The following is a 16,534-nucleotide window of genomic DNA, read 5'->3' as shown; positions in this document are numbered from 1 at the left end:
GGTCAGGACTCGGTCACGGTGATAACAAAAAGGTGGGGCCTGGCACGGGTCTCAAGATTCACACAGCCCCTTGTGGGAGCGAGCTTGCTCGCGAAAGCGGACTGACATTCAACACTGATGTCGACTGATGTACCGCAATCGCGAGCAAGCTCGCTCCCACAGGGTGTATCGGTGTTCTCAAGCTCCAGGTCAGCCCACCATTCAGCGACGTTCGATTGGCACGAACTTGCGCTGTTCGACGCCTACATACTCGGCGCTTGGACGGATGATGCGGTTGTTGGCGCGCTGTTCGAACACGTGCGCCGCCCAGCCGGTCAGGCGCGAGCAGACGAAGATCGGGGTGAACAGCTTGGTCGGGATGCCCATGAAGTGGTACGCCGAGGCATGGTAGAAGTCGGCGTTGGGGAACAGTTTCTTCTGCTCCCACATGGTCTTGTCGATGGCTTCGGAAACGGGGAACAACACCTTGTCGCCCACTTCGTCGGCGAGTTTTTTCGACCAGCCCTTGATCACCTCGTTGCGCGGATCGCTGTCCTTATAGATCGCGTGGCCGAAGCCCATGATCTTGTCCTTGCGCTCGAGCATGCCGAGGGTGCCTTTGATCGCCTCTTCCGGCGACGAGAAGCGCTCGATCATTTCCATCGCCGCTTCGTTGGCGCCGCCGTGCAGCGGGCCGCGCAGCGAGCCGATGGCTGCCGTGACGCACGAGTACAGATCGGACAGGGTCGAAGCACACACCCGAGCGGTGAAGGTCGAGGCGTTGAATTCGTGCTCGGCGTAGAGGATCAGCGACACGTTCATCACTTTGACGTGCAGTTCGCTCGGTTTCTTGTCGTGCAGCAGGTGCAGGAAGTGGCCGCCGATGGACGGCTCGTCCGTCACGCAATTGATGCGTTTGCCGTCGTGGCTGAAGCGATACCAGTAGCACATGATCGCCGGGAACGCGGCCAGCAGGCGGTCGGTCTTGTCGCGTTGCTCGGAGAAGTCTTTCTCCGGCTCGATGTTGCCCAGGAACGAGCAACCGGTACGCATCACGTCCATCGGGTGGGCGTCGGCGGGGATGCGTTCCAGCACTTCTTTCAGCGCTTGCGGCAGGTCGCGCAGCTTGCTCAGTTTGCCTTGATAGTCGGCGAGTTGTGCCTGGGTCGGCAGCTCTCCGTAGAGCAGCAGGTACGCCACTTCTTCAAATTGTGCGTCTGCCGCCAGTTCGCGCACGTCATAGCCGCGATAGGTCAGCCCGGCACCGGCCTGGCCCACGGTGGACAGTGCGGTTTGCCCGGCAACCTGGCCCCGGAGCCCGGCGCCACTGAGTACTTTTGCTTCAGCCATTGTTGTCTCCAATCTTGAATTTATTAGGGAGTACGGTTGCGGCTTACTTCTTCGCCGCAAACAACGCGTCGAGCTTCTGCTCGAAGGTGTGGTAATCGATGCGATCGTAAAGCTCCATGCGAGTCTGCATGGTGTCGATGACATTCTGCTGAGTGCCGTCGCGGCGGATCGCGGTGTAGACGTTTTCCGCAGCCTTGTTCATCGCGCGGAACGCCGACAGCGGGTACAGCACCAGCGACACATCTGCTCCCGCAAGCTGCTCGGTGGTGTACAGCGGCGTCGAGCCGAATTCGGTGATGTTGGCCAGGATCGGCGCTTTCACGCGGCTGGCGAACAGCTTGTACATCTCCAGTTCAGTGATGGCTTCCGGGAAGATCATGTCGGCGCCGGCCTCGATGCACGCGGCAGCGCGATCCAGTGCCGATTCCAGACCTTCAACGGCCAACGCGTCGGTGCGGGCCATGATCACGAAGCTGTCGTCGGTGCGGGCATCGACGGCGGCCTTGATGCGGTCGACCATTTCCTGCTGGGTCACGATCTCTTTATTGGGGCGGTGGCCGCAGCGCTTGGCGCCGACCTGGTCTTCGATGTGAATCGCCGCCGCGCCGAACTTGATCATCGACTTCACGGTGCGGGCCACGTTGAACGCCGAGGCGCCGAAACCGGTGTCCACGTCTACCAGCAGCGGCAGGTCGCAGACATCGGTGATGCGGCGCACGTCGGTCAGTACGTCATCCAGGCCGGTGATGCCCAGGTCCGGTACGCCGAGGGAGCCGGCAGCCACCCCGCCACCCGACAGGTAAATCGCCTTGAAACCGGCGCGCTTGGCCAGCAGCGCGTGGTTGGCGTTGATCGCCCCGACCACTTGCAGCGGATGTTCGCTGGCGACCGCATCGCGGAAACGCTGGCCTGGGGTGCTCTTGTTGGAACTCATGACTCACCTCGTTCAGTGGCTGTCTTATTGTCGGCGCCGTCCTGGTAGTGACGGGCGATGTTGCGTTTCGAGGCGCCGATGTGACGGCGCATCAACAATTCCGCGAGCTCGCCGTCACGGTCGGCGATGGCATCGAGAATCCGGTGGTGTTCGGCAAAGGCCTGGCGCGGGCGGTTGGGCGTGGTGGAAAACTGGATGCGGTACATGCGCACCAGCTGGTAGAGCTCGCCGCAGAGCATTTGCGTGAGGGTGCGGTTGCCGCTGCCCTGGATGATCCGGTAGTGGAAGTCGAAGTCGCCTTCCTGCTGGTAGTAACCGACGCCGGCCTGAAACGCCGCGTCGCGCTCATGGGTTTCCAGCACCCGGCGCAGTTCGTCGATTTCTTCGACGCTCATGCGTTCGGCCGCCAGACGGCAGGCCATGCCTTCGAGGGATTCGCGGATTTCGTAGAGTTCGAGCAATTCGGCATGGCTGAGCGACACCACCCGCGCACCGACGTGCGGTACGCGCACCAGCAGACGCTGGCCTTCCAGACGATGGATCGCTTCGCGCAGCGGCCCACGGCTGATGCCATAGGTGCGCGCCATTTCCGGCTCGGAGATCTTGCTGCCCGGAGCGATCTCACCTTTGACGATGGCCGCCTGAATGCGCCGGAAGACGTTTTCCGAGAGCGTCTCGGAGTCGTCGCCATTAATCACCGGGGGATCGAGTTGATCCAGCATATTGTCGACACCTTAAAATCCAATGCGGCAAAAACTAGCGAATCAACCCGCATCAGTCAAAGGATAAATCGAGATTGTCGACAATCGTCTAACAAGCCTTCAAATCAACCCCAAGGGTTATAGACCGGTCCCGGCGCTGGCGCCATAAAACCACCGTGCTAGAATGCCGCCCGCATTTGCGAGTCATTTGCACGGCTTGTCATAAAAAGCTGATAGGCACACGAAGGCGCATGGGCAGACAGGATTACCTGATGCCATGGCCCTGAACCGAGAAACGGAACGCTGCTCGCCAGGATTTATGAGACTCAAGCCCTTCCCCACATTCTTTGCATTGTTTTGCCTGCCCGGCCTTGCTGCGGCGGGGGAAAAGACCGTGTACGGCCTCAACGAATACGCTGCCCTCGACGGGATCAACCTGGAAGTGGCGGCGAAACTCGACACCGGGGCGAAAACCGCCTCCCTGAGCGCCCGCGACATTAAACGCTTCAAGCGCAACGGCGAGTCCTGGGTACGTTTCTACCTGGCCATCGACGCCGCGCATTCGCACCCGATCGAACGGCCGCTGGCCCGGGTCAGCAAGATCAAGCGCCGCGCCGGCGACTACGACCCGGAAGAAGGCAAGAAGTACACCGCCCGCCCGGTGATCGAGCTGGACATCTGCATGGGTTCGGCAATGCGCAGCATCGAAGTGAACCTGACCGACCGTAGTGCGTTCCAATACCCGCTTTTGATTGGCTCCGAGGCGCTGAAACGCTTCGATGCGCTGGTCGATCCCAGTCTTAAATACGCTGCCGGCAAACCCGCCTGCACCATCGCCGCTCATACCGCCGAGTAATTTCCATGCGTTCTCTAACCTTCCACCTGAAAGTCTTGATCACCATCCTGGTGTTGCTGGGCGTTTCGGTTACGGCCTATCAGATTTTCGTGCTCGGCATTCCGGTGACCGAAGACGCCACCGACGACTTGTGGAACATCGACGCCAAGGTCGAGTTCGTCGCCAGCACCAAGGATCCGGTGAAGATCCAGATGTTCGTGCCGCCCCTGAGCCGCGATTACGTCAGCCTCAATGAAAGCTTTATCTCCAACAATTACGGCGTGGCGGTCAACCGGGTCGACGGCAACCGCAAGGTCACGTGGTCGGCACGCCGGGCCAAGGGCAACCAGACCCTTTATTACCGTCTGGTGCTGACCAAGCGTTACACCGCTGAAAAAACCAAGATCAAGGGCCCGACGTTCCGCGACAGCATGGCCATCGAAGGCCCGGAAAAGATCGCCGCCGAAGCCCTGCTCGCCCCGATCCGTCAACACTCGGCCGACGTCGAGACCTTCATTGGCGAAGCGATCAAACGCGTCAACAACGTCAACGACGACAACGTGAAACTGCTGCTGGCCGGCGATCCGTCGACGCCGCACAAAGCCAAAATCGTCGAACTGCTGCTGTCCATCGCCCACGTGCCGGTGGAAAAAGTCCACACCATCCGCCTCGTCGCCGATCAACCGCAAACCCCTGAACTGTGGCTGCGCAGCTTCAACGGCACCGACTGGCTGTACTTCAACCCGGAAACCGGCGAGCAAGGCCTGCCCACTGACCGGCTGCTGTGGTGGAGCGGTGATGAAAACCTGATCACCGTCGACGGCGGCAAGAAAGCCAACGTGACCTTCAGCCTGAACAACAGCGAGATGAACGCGATTCGTCTGGCCAAGCTGACCGACGAAAACACCGACGCCAACTTCCTTGAATACTCGCTGTACGGCCTGCCGCTGCAAACCCAGCAGACCTTCATGATCATGGTGATGATCCCGATCGGCGTGCTGGTGATCCTGATCCTGCGCAACCTGATCGGCCTGCAGACCCTCGGCACGTTCACGCCGGTGCTGATCGCCCTGGCCTTCCGCGAGACGCAGTTGGGCTTCGGCATCCTGCTGTTTACCGTGATCACCGCGCTTGGTTTGTCACTGCGTTCGTATCTGGAACATTTGAAGCTGCAAATGCTGCCGCGCCTGTCGGTGGTGCTGACCTTCGTGGTGGTGCTGATTGCGGCGATCAGCCTGTTCAGTCACAAGCTCGGACTTGAGCGCGGTCTGTCGGTAGCGCTGTTCCCGATGGTGATTCTGACCATGACCATCGAGCGCCTGTCGATCACCTGGGAAGAACGCGGCGCCAGCCATGCCATGAAAGTGGCGATCGGCACGCTGTTCGCGGCGTCCCTGGCGCACCTGATCATGACTGTTCCGGAACTGGTGTACTTCGTATTCACCTTCCCGGCGATCCTGCTGATTCTGGTGGGCTTCATGCTGGCCATGGGTCGCTACCGCGGTTATCGCCTGACCGAGCTGGTGCGTTTCAAGGCATTCCTGAAGAAGGCTGACGGCTGATGTTCGGTTTCTGGAAGACCTGGAAGGCCCTGGAAGCCCGGGGCATCATGGGCATCAATCGGCGTAACGCCGACTACGTGCTCAAGTACAACAAGCGCAGCCTGTACCCGATCGTCGATGACAAGATCATCACCAAGGAACGCGCAATCAAGGCCGGCATTCACGTGCCGGAACTGTATGGCGTGATTTCCACGGAGAAGGAAATCGACAAGCTCGGCGAGATCATCGGCGGGCGCAACGACTTCGTGATCAAGCCGGCCCAGGGCGCCGGCGGTGACGGCATCATCGTGGTCGCCGACCGTTTCGAGGGCCGCTATCGCACGGTGTCGGGCAAGATCATTGCCCATGAAGAGCTGGAGCATCATATCTCCAGCATCCTCACCGGTTTGTATTCGCTGGGCGGCCATCGCGATCGGGCGCTGATCGAATATCGGGTGACCCCGGACCAGATCTTCAAAAGCATCAGCTACGAAGGCGTGCCGGACATCCGCATCATCGTGCTGATGGGTTACCCGGTGATGGCGATGCTGCGCCTGCCGACCCGTCAATCCGGCGGCAAGGCCAACCTGCACCAGGGCGCCATCGGCGTCGGCGTCGACCTGGCTACCGGCCTGACCCTGCGCGGTACGTGGCTGAACAACATCATCACCAAACACCCGGACACCACCAACGCGGTGGACAGCGTGCAACTGCCCTACTGGGACGGTTTCATGAAGCTCGCGGCCGGTTGCTATGAGCTGTGTGGCCTGGGTTACATCGGCGTGGACATGGTGCTGGATCAGGAAAAAGGCCCGCTGATTCTGGAGCTGAATGCGCGGCCGGGGCTGAACATTCAGATTGCCAATGATTGCGGCCTGACGTTACGCACCCATGCGGTGGAAGCGCATCTGGAAGAGCTCAAGGCGCGCGGGGTGACGGAGTCGGTTGAAGAGCGCGTGGCGTTTGCTCAGGAGTTGTTTGGACATGTTCCGGCGGTCGAAGGCTGACATCGTTCATGATCGTTCCCACGCTCCGCGTGGTAACGCCGCCATGGACGCTCCGCGTCCACTGTGACGCGGAGCGTCACGGGATGCATTCCCACGCAGAGCGTGGGAACGATCAAGCGATCGAGCGCGATACCTGCCGCCAATCTGCCAATCCACGACATCCCCTCTAGGAGCCATTCCCGGAGGGGACTACAATCCCCACCCCGCCTCGATGGCCGATCTGCCCCGCCCATGTTGACCTGTTCCGTACACCCGCTGCCCTACCGCGCCAACCCCGCCGACTATTTCGCGGCCGTCCGCCACGCGCCCGGCGCCGTGCTGCTCGACAGTGGCCGGCCGAGTGCCGACCGTGGCCGTTATGACCTGCTCAGTGCCTGGCCGCTGGAACAGTTGGCGGTTTTGCCGGACGAGCGCGGCGACCATTTCCTGCAACGTCTGCGGGACAATCTGACCCGATTGGGCGAAGCGCAATTGCCCGACGGGTACGAATTGCCCTTCGCTGGCGGCCTGATCGGTTACCTGAGCTACGACTTCGGTCGGCATCTGGAAAACCTGCCGAGCCAGGCCCGAGATGACCTGCAACTGCCCGATGCACGTTTTGGTCTGTACGACTGGGCCTTGATCAGCGATCACCAATCGGCCACCAGCCAATTGGTGTTTCACCCCTCTGTCAGCGCCAGCGAGAAACAGCGGCTGATCGATGTGTTCAGCCAACCGGCAAGCACCGCTCTGACCCCGTTCAAGCTCAACAACCCGATGGCAGCCGATCTTTCGGCCGATGAATACCGTCAGGCATTCGAGCGCATCCAGCATTACATCCAGGCCGGCGACTGCTATCAGGTCAACTTCGCTCAACGTTTCCGCGCACCGTGCCAGGGCGATCCATGGCTGGCCTACTGCAAATTGCGCGAAGCCTGCCCGACACCGTTTTCAGGATTTCAGAGCCTGCCCGACGGCAATGCGGTGTTGAGCCTGTCGCCCGAGCGCTTCGTTAAAGTCAGCCAGCGTCAGGTCGAAACCCGCCCGATCAAGGGCACCCGCCCCCGTGGCGCGACCCCGGCCGAAGACGCGGCGAACGCTGCCGAACTGCTGGCCAGCCCGAAGGATCGCGCGGAAAACCTGATGATCGTCGACCTGCTGCGCAACGACCTGGGCCGCACTTGCCGCATCGGCTCGGTGCGGGTGCCGGAGTTGTTCAGCCTGGAAAGTTATCCGAACGTGCATCACCTGGTCAGCAGCGTGACCGGTGAGCTGGCGGAAGATCGCGACGCTCTTGATCTGATCGCCGGCAGCTTCCCCGGCGGTTCGATCACCGGCGCACCGAAGATCCGTGCGATGCAGATCATCGACGAACTGGAGCCGACCCGACGCGGTTTGTATTGCGGTTCGTTGCTGTACCTGGACGTGCGCGGCGAAATGGACAGTTCCATCGCCATTCGCAGTCTGCTGGTAAAGGATGGACAGGTGTGCTGCTGGGGCGGCGGCGGGATCGTCGCCGATTCGGACTGGCAGGCGGAGTATCAGGAGTCGATCACCAAGGTCAGAGTGCTGCTCGAAACCCTGCAGAACCTCTGACCAGGACGCTTGATCGTTCCCGTGTCGCGGCGACTGCGGTGATCGTTCCCACGCTCCGCGTGGTAATGCAGCCCGGGACGCTCTGCGTCCCAAAGCGGACGCAGAGCGTCCATTGAGGCATTCCCACGCAGAGCGTGGGAACGATCATGTGGTTGCTACAAAGTCAGGTCGCGGTTCGAAGCCTTGAGGAATTCCTGCTTCAACTCGGCAAACGTATGCACCGCCGGAAACTGCGGAAACTCGCGAATCACGTTATCCGGCGCATGGAACAGAATCCCCGCATCCGCTTCGCCCAGCATGCTGGTGTCGTTATAGGAATCCCCCGCCGCAATTACCCGGTAATACAGGCTCTTGAAGGCCAGAACCGACTGACGTTTCGGATCTTTCTGACGCAACTGGTAGCTCGTCACCCGCCCGGTGTCATCGGTAATCAGTCGGTGACAGAGCAAGGTCGGAAAGCCCAGCTGACGCATCAGCGGCTGGGAAAACTCATAGAAGGTGTCCGACAGAATCACCACCTGAAACCGCTCGCGCAGCCAGTTGACGAACTCCGCAGCGCCATCCAGTGGCTTGAGGGTGGCGATCACTTCCTGAATGTCCGAAAGTTTCAGGCCATGCTCGTCGAGGATGCGCAGGCGCTGCTTCATCAGCACGTCGTAGTCGGGAATGTCCCGGGTGGTGGCCTTGAGCGATTCGATTCCGGTTTTTTCGGCGAAGGCGATCCAGATTTCCGGCACCAGCACCCCTTCAAGATCAAGACAGGCGATTTCCACAAGACACTCCCGTTTGTAATGTTTATTGAGTCGAGCGAGCCCGAACTCTAGCGGCTCGATCTGGAGCGCGCAACGCAGAGGCTACCCCGGCGGACGTTGCTTTTTGTTACCATCGCCGCCATATAGAGCGCCCAGCGCCACCGACCTGTAGGAAGCCGCCCTGATGAGCCCAACGTTCGACGTCGTGGAACTCGCCACGACCTATGCCAACAAATCCGCGCAGGACATCCTCAAACTCGCGTTCGCCGAGTTCGGCGATGACCTGTGGATATCTTTCAGCGGCGCCGAGGATGTGGTGCTGGTGGACATGGCCTGGAAGCTGAACAAGAACGTCAAGGTGTTCAGTCTCGACACCGGCCGCCTGCATCCGGAGACCTACCGCTTCATCGATCAGGTGCGCGAGCACTACAAGATCGACATCGAACTGGTCTCGCCGGACTACACGAAACTTGAACCGTTCGTGAAGGAAAAAGGCCTGTTCAGTTTCTACAAGGACGGCCATGGCGAATGCTGCGGGATCCGCAAGATCGAGCCGCTGCGCCGCAAACTGTCCGGCGTCAAAGCCTGGGCCACCGGCCAGCGCCGCGACCAGAGCCCCGGGACTCGCAGCGCTGTTGCGGTGATGGAAATCGATACAGCGTTCTCCACCCCGGAGCGCACCTTGTACAAATTCAACCCGCTGGCACAGATGACCAGTGAGGAAATCTGGGGCTACATCCGCATGCTGGAGCTGCCGTACAACAGTCTGCATGAGCGCGGTTTCATCAGCATCGGCTGCGAACCGTGCACCCGCCCTGTCCTGCCGAACCAGCACGAACGCGAAGGTCGCTGGTGGTGGGAAGAAGCGACCCAGAAGGAATGCGGGTTGCATGCCGGGAATATCATCAGCAAGGGGTAAATCCCCAGCCCCGATGATGCGACTGAGGGAGCCAATCAGCTCCCACAGTGTTCTCTACCCGCCTTGAAAAATGTGTACACACGAATGTCACCATCGGTGCCATTTATGTGTGCACTTTTCGTTTCTGCGCCCTGAAAAGTTACATCAAACTTCAGCAGCACTCCCTCCAGACGCTCGCAAAAATTCCTTCCGAAAAATAAATACCTGTTCGAACGGTCAATTTATATCGCCCGTATTTCAACGACTTGGCGCTCTTCAATAACTTTTCGAAATCAGCGGTCTTTTTCATAGATCGCAGACTGGCACAGATCTGGCTTTAGTGCATACATGTTTTGTATACAAAACCGCAAAACATGAACCCACACTTTCGATCCGCAAGCCTGAAGCGCCCTATCCCGTACAGGCTGCAGATGCCCCGTAACCAGTGATGTTCCAACGCTGCGACGAAGATCTGCCGAGCCCGAGCGCTCATGCACAGTCATCGCCGCCTGAACATCAGGAGCCTGCCGGAATGCGTACGAGTCTCTCCAACAACAACATCGCGCTGAATCTGCCCGCCTCTTCCACCCTCGACCACAGCGCGCCCGGTGACGGTATCACCGAACCGCTGCAACTGAGCCCGCGTCTGCACAACAGTGACCTCGCACCGACCAGGGTCGAAGGACGGCGCTGGGGCAAATACAGCATCTTCGCCCTGTGGACCAACGATGTGCACAACATCGCCAACTACTCGTTTGCCATCGGTCTGTACGCCCTGGGGCTGGGCGGCTGGCAGATTCTGCTGTCGCTGGGGATCGGCGCGGCGCTGGTGTACTTCTTCATGAACCTGTCCGGTTACATGGGGCAGAAAACCGGCGTGCCGTTTCCGGTGATCAGCCGGATCAGTTTCGGCATTCACGGGGCGCAGATTCCTGCATTGATCCGGGCGGTGATCGCCATCGCCTGGTTCGGGATCCAGACGTACCTGGCGTCGGTGGTATTTCGCGTGTTGCTCACGGCGATCCATCCCGGATTCGCCGATTACGACCACAACTCGATCCTCGGCCTGTCGAGCCTGGGGTGGGTGTGTTTCGTGGCGATCTGGTTCGTGCAATTGGCGATCCTCGCCTACGGCATGGAAATGGTCCGCCGCTACGAAGCCTTCGCCGGGCCGGTGATTCTGCTGACCGTCGCCTGCCTCGCAGCGTGGATGTATACCCAGGCCAACGCGACCATCGCCTGGTCAATCCGCGAGCCACTGACCGGCGGCGAGATGTGGCGCAACATTTTTGCCGGCGGCGCCTTGTGGCTGGCGATCTACGGCACGCTGATCCTCAACTTCTGCGACTTCGCTCGTTCCTCGCCGTGCCGCAAAACGATCAAGGTCGGAAACTTCTGGGGTCTGCCGGTAAATATTCTGGTGTTCGCCGGGATCACCGTCCTGCTGTGCGGTGCGCAATTTCAGATCAACGGACGGATCATCGAAAGCCCGACCGAGATCATCGCTTCGATCCCCAATACGTTCTTTCTGGTGCTCGGCTGCCTGGCCTTTCTGATCGTCACCGTGGCGGTGAACATCATGGCCAACTTCGTCGCCCCGGCCTTCGTGCTCAGCAACCTGGCGCCGAAGTATCTGACTTTCCGTCGCGCCGGGCTGATCAGCGCAACGATTGCCGTGCTGATTCTGCCGTGGAATCTCTACAACAGCCCGCTTGTGATCGTGTATTTCCTGTCCGGCCTCGGCGCCCTGCTCGGCCCACTGTACGGCGTGATCATGGTCGACTACTGGCTGATCCGCAAAGGCCGGATCCATGTGCCGCAGCTGTACAGCGAAAGCCCGAACGGGGCGTATTACTACAGCCGCGGGGTCAATCTGCGGGCGGTCGCGGCATTCATTCCGGCCGCGCTGATCGCCATCGTCCTGGCACTGGTGCCGGGCTTCCATAGCGTTTCACCCTTCTCCTGGCTGATCGGCGCCGGCATTGCCGGGATGCTCTACCTGATCATCGCCAAACGCCAGCCGCACTACGCCGATGTGGATGGTGAAGCCATTGCCGTCGACAACGTCAGCCACTGAATCTTTTGGCGGCCCTTCGCTGGGCCGCAGAACCAACCGTAATAAGGACTTCCCATGCGAATTCTCGTGGTCAACGTCAACACCACCGAATCCATCACCCAGGCCATCGCCCGTTCGGCGCAGACTGTCGCCTCGCCCGGCACCGAGATTGTCGGCCTGACCCCGCATTTCGGCGCCGATTCAGTCGAGGGCAATTTCGAAAGTTATCTGGCCGCCATCGCCGTGATGGACCGGGTAATGTCCTACGACCAGCCGTTTGACGCCGTGATTCAGGCCGGCTACGGCGAACACGGTCGCGAAGGTTTGCAGGAACTGCTCAACGTACCCGTGGTGGACATCACCGATGCGGCGGCGAGCACTGCGATGTTTCTGGGCCATGCATATTCGGTGGTCACCACACTGGATCGCACAGTGCCGCTGATCGAGGATCGGCTGAAACTGTCCGGCCTGTGGGACCGCTGCGCCTCGGTGCGCGCCAGTGGCCTGGCGGTTCTGGAGCTGGAGCACGAGCCGCAACGGGCGTTGGAAGCGATCGTGCATCAGGCGGAACTGGCGGTCACTCAGGATAAGGCCGAAGTGATCTGCCTCGGCTGCGGCGGCATGGCCGGGCTTGATGAGAAGATTCGTCAGCGCACCGGAGTACCGGTGGTGGATGGCGTCACTGCGGCCGTGACCATCGCCGAATCGCTGGTGCGACTGGGGCTGTCGACATCCAAGGTGCGCACGTATGCGACGCCGCGTCCAAAAACCATCATCGGTTGGCCAGCTCGTTTTGCGCGTTGAACCGTTCGGCAAGGCCCAGGGTTGAAAACTGCTCGATGACAAAATCGACGAACGCACGAGTCTTGCCCGGCAACAGTTTGTGTTCAGCGTAATAGATGGAGATGTTGCCATCGTCGACGTACCAGTCCGGCAGGACGCGCTGCAAAGTCCCCGCCTCAAGGTAGCCGACGGCGAACGGCATGCTCACCAGCGCGATCCCCAACCCCTGCGCCGCCGTGGCGCAGGCGGCTTCGGAATCGCTCATGGTCATTCGGGCCTTGAGGGTCAGCGGGCTGTGTGGTCGGGTGCGATGCGTCAGCTGCCAGGAGCGTACACGCCCGGTTTGCGGTGAGCGGATCAGGATACCGTCGTGCAACTTAAGGTCGTCCGGCTCGTTGATCGGTGCGTACCGATCCAGATAATCCGCGCAAGCCACCAATACCCGATGCGCCGGCGTCAGCCTGCGCGCCACCACGCCTTGGGGCAATTCGAAACCACCACCAATCGCCGCATCGAAACCCTGGCCGATCAAATCGACCTGACGGTTATCGAAGTGCCAGTCCGGGTTGATCGCCGGAAACCTTTTCAGGAACTCTCCCAACAACGGCACGATGTACAAGCGGCCGAACACCGTGCCCATGCTGACTTTCAGTGTGCCCGCCGGTTGCCCGCCAGCGCTGGCCAGATTGTTTACCGCATTCTGGATGGTGGTCAGGCTGCCGCTGACCTCACTCAGAAACAATTGCCCCGCTTCCGTCAGAGTCAACCGACGGGTGCTACGCTGGAACAGCCTCACGCCGAGGCGCACTTCCAGTTTCGCCACGCTTTTGCCCACGGCGGCCGGTGTCAGGCTCAGGCGTCGTGCGGCTTCGGCAAAGCTGCCGACTTCGGCGCTGCGCACGAAGCATTCGATACTGCTGAAGGTTTCCATGGCCACCACTCTAAACTTTTGGTTTACACAGACTATAGCAACCACGGTCTACTCGCCTGGGGGCGAGAGGCAGATACTCGACACCACACCAAGGCAGCCCGCCTTGAAACTTCTGGAGATCGAACATGACCACTCAACACCTCAGCGGTAAAGTCGCTCTGATTCAAGGCGGCTCTCGCGGCATCGGTGCCGCCATTGTCAAACGTCTGGCCGCGGAAGGCGCCGCGGTTGCCTTTACCTACGTCAGCTCGGCCGCCAAGGCTGAAGAACTGCAAAACAGCATCACTGCCACCGGCGGCAAAGCCCTGGCGATCAAGGCTGACAGCGCCGACGCCGACGCCATCCGCAACGCGGTGAACGCCACTGTCGAAACCTTTGGCCGCCTCGACATTCTGGTCAACAACGCCGGTGTGCTGGCCGTCGCGCCGCTGGAAGACTTCAAACTGGAAGACTTCGACCAGACCCTGGCAATCAACGTACGCAGCGTGTTCATCGCCAGCCAGGAAGCCGCCAAACACATGGGCGAAGGCTCGCGCATCATCAACATCGGCAGCACCAACGCCGACCGCATGCCCTTCGCCGGTGGCGGCGTGTATGCGATGAGCAAGTCCGCCCTGGTCGGCCTGACCAAAGGCCTGGCCCGCGACCTCGGTCCACGCGGTATCACCATCAACAACGTGCAACCCGGCCCGGTCGATACCGACATGAACCCGGCTCACGGCGATTTTGCCGACAGTCTGATCCCGTTGATGGCAGTGGGTCGCTACGGCAAGGCCGAAGAGATCGCCAGCTTCGTTGCCTACCTGGCAAGCCCGGAAGCTGGTTACATCACCGGTGCGAGCCTGACCATCGATGGCGGTTTCGGCGCCTGATTGATCAGATGGTCGATAACGAAAAACGCCGCCCTCCTTTAACAGAGGGGCGGCGTTTTTATGTCGGCGGTTTGATCAGGCCCAGTCGAGCGCCGGCAATCCGCATGCACTCGGCGTGAACGCTTTCAATGTACGAAGAATCCCGTCGGCGTGTGCGTATTTTTCATCGGCCATGGCGGCATCGGGAATGGCGATGGCGGTCATGCCGGCTGCTTTCGCGGCTGTCACGCCGAACGGTGAATCTTCGAACACCAGGCAATCTTGCGGCGCAACACCCAGGCGCCGAGCGGCGGTGAGGAAGATGTCCGGCGCCGGCTTGGCCGCGCCGACTTCCGGATCGTCAGCGGTAACAATGAAGTCGAACAACGCGAACCAGTCGCGGTGCAACGTGGTTTTCTGACCGAACGACTGGCGCGATGAACTGGTGCCGACCGCAATCGGAATGTTGTGCGCCTTGAGGTGGCGGATCAGTTCCTCGGCACCCGGCATCGCCTGCGCGGTGGGAAAGCGCTCGCGCATCAGTGGCTCGCGGATCACCAGAAACTCTTCGGCGGTAATCGGCAGATCCAGCGCCTCGACCACATAACGGGCCAGATCACCGGCGCCACGCCCGATAATGTTCTGCTTGATGCTCCAGTCGAACGTGCGCCCGTAACGCTCGGCAATCAGCGAGGTGACCTCGGTGTAGATGCCTTCGGTGTCCAGCAGCAAACCGTCCATATCGAAAATCACGGCCTTGATCGGGCCGAACGCCTTCAGCGGTGCATTCATCATCGGATCCGTTATCAAAGACATCCCGGGCGGCGTGGGGAGCGCCGCTGCTCGGATCTGATTAAAGGGTTCAGCAGCATAACGAGCGTGGCCGAGGTTGAGCAACGGGCAATGTCGGTTGTCCGCCGAACGCTCTCCCGCACATTTAGAGAATTGCCCTACAGACATCGCCTACTCGGCTGACTTCTTTCCTGTTTGATCCCCCGCAAAGTTTCGCGCCATTCCCCTGATGCGCGCGAGTGACTGCATGCTTCCATCTGACCAGCTCCTGAAACTGAACAACAGCATTGGTTTGCTGGTGGTCGCTGCGCTGAACCCTGACAAGCCTGACGTCGAAAAGCTGGTTCGTGAGTTTCGCCTTTGTCTCAACAACTATGACGCCTGGGCCGAGCAGTTCTGGACGGTAACCGCGCTGGGTGTCGAGCAAGTGTTCCAGGTCGGCAACGACGTCCGGCTCAGTGCAGCGGTTACCAGCCGCAAACCCATCAGTTCCTCCGTGGCCATGTGCTCCGCCACCGGCTCCCTGACGCTGGTGCACATGTTCGAAGCCGCGCGGTTTGTGCCGATCGGCGATACGCCCGTGATCCTTGAACCGGTCATTTCCGACGTCGACGGTGTTCCGGGTTTTGGCGAACCGCGGCGTTACACCATCGGCCCCGGCGGCATTCTCAAGGTCGACGACTGCGACCGGGGCCAGCGTTATCGCATCACCTTCTTTCCCGATGTTTCCGCGGCGCATATCCAGACGTTGTACGCCTCGTATCAGGGCCTTCTTGATGGTCTGGAAGGCTGGTTGCGTGAGGAATGGAAAGGGTTTCAACCGCAGTGGACGGAGTTTTCCAGCGCCGGTTTAAGCGAGCGTTACGGGCAGTTGCAACAGGCTGACTGGCACGGTTTCGAATCCGCGCTGAACGGTGTCTGGGATGACGTGAAACAGCTGTTTGCCTTGCTCGCCGACTTGCAGGCCAACAGTGAAAAACTTCTGCAATACCTGTCCAGCGTTGAACTGGATGCCTTGCTCGAGGCGTCCACCGAGGCCATCGCCAACGGCCTGCTGATGCTCAGCGACGAGCCGTTGCTGTTCATTTACCTGGCGGCCTTTACCAGTTGGCTGAAGATGTTGCCGCCGCAATTTCTGGCCGAGGTGGTGGCTGAGGTACGCGCTGAACTTCTGGTCAGTTTTCTGCTGATGTGCGTGTCAGGTGGCATGGGTGTGCCGCTTCGGTTGAGCACCAAAGTACTGGGCAAGATCAAATCGCCGCGTGCCCGGGAATGGCTGGCGGCTTCGGCGTTGCGACTGGCGCAGATGACCTCGGCGCCCGATCTGACCCGACATGCGGGTGCGTTGAAGCCGTTGATGGTTAATGCGCGGCAGGCGCCGTTGCGACCAACACCCGCTGTCCCGCTGGAGATTCGCACGGCGGATGCACAGATGCTGACGGTTGCGAATCCGGCCGCCATTGTCCGTGACAAGTCCCACGGCATGACGCGAATGGAACGGCATGAGCCTCGCGATGATGCTTCGGATCAGGCGAAAAATCCCAACGGT

14 protein-coding genes and 1 pseudogene are annotated in these 16,534 nt (G+C 60.4%); 9 read left to right on the top strand and 6 right to left on the bottom strand.

Translation table 11 applies throughout. From position 1 onward, the window contains the following. Positions 1 to 201 precede the first annotated feature (201 nt). From prpC to AC1MDC_RS17545, 3 genes are read right to left on the bottom strand one after another with little or no spacing between them, the layout of a single operon-like run. Entirely contained in the window at positions 202 to 1,329 is a 1,128-nt protein-coding gene (gene prpC, locus AC1MDC_RS17555) for a bifunctional 2-methylcitrate synthase/citrate synthase (protein WP_085700251.1), read from the bottom strand. A 43-nt stretch (positions 1,330 to 1,372) separates the two neighbouring features. Then, positions 1,373 to 2,263: a methylisocitrate lyase gene (gene prpB / locus AC1MDC_RS17550; protein WP_007951973.1), complete on the bottom strand. Its 891-nt coding sequence runs from the start codon at positions 2,261 to 2,263 to the stop codon at positions 1,373 to 1,375. After that, positions 2,260 to 2,982: a GntR family transcriptional regulator gene (locus tag AC1MDC_RS17545; RefSeq protein WP_170929768.1), complete on the bottom strand. Its 723-nt coding sequence runs from the start codon at positions 2,980 to 2,982 to the stop codon at positions 2,260 to 2,262. Before AC1MDC_RS17545 ends, prpB begins: the two co-directional genes overlap by 4 nt. Before the next feature lie 301 nt (positions 2,983 to 3,283). On the opposite strand from AC1MDC_RS17545, the gene rloA reads away from it, so the two are divergent. From rloA to pabB, 4 genes are all read left to right on the top strand, one after another. Continuing rightward, positions 3,284 to 3,820, top strand: coding sequence for a retropepsin-like aspartic peptidase RloA (rloA, locus tag AC1MDC_RS17540; protein ID WP_085690221.1), 537 nt, complete (start codon positions 3,284 to 3,286; stop codon positions 3,818 to 3,820). A gap of 5 nt (positions 3,821 to 3,825) precedes the next feature. Further along, a complete protein-coding gene (gene rloB / locus AC1MDC_RS17535) occupies positions 3,826 to 5,361 on the top strand; it encodes an osmotic stress tolerance membrane protein RloB (RefSeq protein ID WP_085700254.1) in 1,536 nt (511 codons plus the stop codon). Continuing rightward, positions 5,361 to 6,347, top strand: a complete 987-nt coding sequence (locus tag AC1MDC_RS17530; protein ID WP_085700255.1) for an alpha-L-glutamate ligase-like protein — start codon at positions 5,361 to 5,363, stop codon at positions 6,345 to 6,347. The genes rloB and AC1MDC_RS17530 overlap by 1 nt, the downstream gene beginning before the upstream one ends. A 231-nt stretch (positions 6,348 to 6,578) precedes the next feature. Beyond that, complete coding sequence (pabB, locus tag AC1MDC_RS17525; RefSeq protein WP_085700256.1) at positions 6,579 to 7,922, top strand: aminodeoxychorismate synthase component I; 1,344 nt, start codon at positions 6,579 to 6,581, stop codon at positions 7,920 to 7,922. Between the two features lie 155 nt (positions 7,923 to 8,077). Here the strand turns inward: pabB and thrH are convergent, their stop codons facing one another. Further along, positions 8,078 to 8,695, bottom strand: a complete 618-nt coding sequence (thrH, locus tag AC1MDC_RS17520; protein WP_085700257.1) for a bifunctional phosphoserine phosphatase/homoserine phosphotransferase ThrH — start codon at positions 8,693 to 8,695, stop codon at positions 8,078 to 8,080. 163 nt (positions 8,696 to 8,858) lie between these two features. On the opposite strand from thrH, the gene AC1MDC_RS17515 reads away from it, so the two are divergent. The 3 genes from AC1MDC_RS17515 to AC1MDC_RS17505 all read left to right on the top strand — a co-directional run bounded on the left by AC1MDC_RS17515 (position 8,859) and on the right by AC1MDC_RS17505 (position 12,432). Beyond that, on the top strand, positions 8,859 to 9,593 hold the full coding sequence (locus AC1MDC_RS17515) for a phosphoadenylyl-sulfate reductase (protein WP_347907781.1): 735 nt from the start codon (positions 8,859 to 8,861) through the stop codon (positions 9,591 to 9,593). Between the two features lie 511 nt (positions 9,594 to 10,104). Beyond that, positions 10,105 to 11,649, top strand: coding sequence for an NCS1 family nucleobase:cation symporter-1 (locus AC1MDC_RS17510; RefSeq protein ID WP_480393409.1), 1,545 nt, complete (start codon positions 10,105 to 10,107; stop codon positions 11,647 to 11,649). A gap of 54 nt (positions 11,650 to 11,703) precedes the next feature. Next, the gene (locus AC1MDC_RS17505; RefSeq protein WP_227235010.1) at positions 11,704 to 12,432 is read left to right on the top strand and encodes an aspartate/glutamate racemase family protein; all 729 of its coding nucleotides are present in this window, start codon (positions 11,704 to 11,706) and stop codon (positions 12,430 to 12,432) included. Here AC1MDC_RS17505 and AC1MDC_RS17500 read toward each other — a convergent pair. Beyond that, on the bottom strand, positions 12,401 to 13,342 hold the full coding sequence (locus tag AC1MDC_RS17500; RefSeq protein ID WP_085700260.1) for a LysR family transcriptional regulator: 942 nt from the start codon (positions 13,340 to 13,342) through the stop codon (positions 12,401 to 12,403). The two genes, AC1MDC_RS17505 and AC1MDC_RS17500, sit on opposite strands and share 32 nt — an antisense overlap. 125 nt (positions 13,343 to 13,467) lie before the next feature. Between AC1MDC_RS17500 and AC1MDC_RS17495 the strand changes: the two genes are divergently transcribed. Then, positions 13,468 to 14,214: a 3-oxoacyl-ACP reductase family protein gene (locus AC1MDC_RS17495; RefSeq protein WP_085700261.1), complete on the top strand. Its 747-nt coding sequence runs from the start codon at positions 13,468 to 13,470 to the stop codon at positions 14,212 to 14,214. Between the two features lie 75 nt (positions 14,215 to 14,289). Here AC1MDC_RS17495 and AC1MDC_RS17490 read toward each other — a convergent pair whose 3' ends face one another. Then, positions 14,290 to 14,985 carry an HAD-IA family hydrolase gene (locus AC1MDC_RS17490; RefSeq protein ID WP_085700262.1) on the bottom strand — a complete coding sequence of 232 codons (696 nt, stop codon included), beginning with the start codon at positions 14,983 to 14,985 and terminating at the stop codon, positions 14,290 to 14,292. 247 nt (positions 14,986 to 15,232) lie between these two features. Here AC1MDC_RS17490 and AC1MDC_RS17485 point away from each other — a divergent pair. Continuing rightward, positions 15,233 to 16,534, top strand: a pseudogene (locus AC1MDC_RS17485) (type IV secretion protein Rhs); the annotation flags it as partial.

This window comes from Pseudomonas sp. 1, assembly GCF_056626735.1.
Note: the sequence above shows the minus strand (reverse complement) of the source record. Positions and strands in the feature narration are given on the sequence as shown.

Excerpts from the sequence above, each read along its gene's own strand:
- AC1MDC_RS17490 (WP_085700262.1), bottom strand. The coding sequence starts at position 14,985 with ATGAATGCACCGCTGAAGGCGTTCGGCCCGATCAAGGCCGTGATTTTC.
- rloA (WP_085690221.1), top strand. The coding sequence starts at position 3,284 with ATGAGACTCAAGCCCTTCCCCACATTCTTTGCATTGTTTTGCCTGCCC.
- pabB (WP_085700256.1), top strand. The coding sequence starts at position 6,579 with ATGTTGACCTGTTCCGTACACCCGCTGCCCTACCGCGCCAACCCCGCC.
- AC1MDC_RS17495 (WP_085700261.1), top strand. The coding sequence starts at position 13,468 with ATGACCACTCAACACCTCAGCGGTAAAGTCGCTCTGATTCAAGGCGGC.
- AC1MDC_RS17515 (WP_347907781.1), top strand. The coding sequence starts at position 8,859 with ATGAGCCCAACGTTCGACGTCGTGGAACTCGCCACGACCTATGCCAAC.
- AC1MDC_RS17530 (WP_085700255.1), top strand. The coding sequence starts at position 5,361 with ATGTTCGGTTTCTGGAAGACCTGGAAGGCCCTGGAAGCCCGGGGCATC.
- rloB (WP_085700254.1), top strand. The coding sequence starts at position 3,826 with ATGCGTTCTCTAACCTTCCACCTGAAAGTCTTGATCACCATCCTGGTG.
- AC1MDC_RS17510 (WP_480393409.1), top strand. The coding sequence starts at position 10,105 with ATGCGTACGAGTCTCTCCAACAACAACATCGCGCTGAATCTGCCCGCC.
- prpC (WP_085700251.1), bottom strand. The coding sequence starts at position 1,329 with ATGGCTGAAGCAAAAGTACTCAGTGGCGCCGGGCTCCGGGGCCAGGTT.
- prpB (WP_007951973.1), bottom strand. The coding sequence starts at position 2,263 with ATGAGTTCCAACAAGAGCACCCCAGGCCAGCGTTTCCGCGATGCGGTC.
- AC1MDC_RS17500 (WP_085700260.1), bottom strand. The coding sequence starts at position 13,342 with ATGGAAACCTTCAGCAGTATCGAATGCTTCGTGCGCAGCGCCGAAGTC.
- AC1MDC_RS17505 (WP_227235010.1), top strand. The coding sequence starts at position 11,704 with ATGCGAATTCTCGTGGTCAACGTCAACACCACCGAATCCATCACCCAG.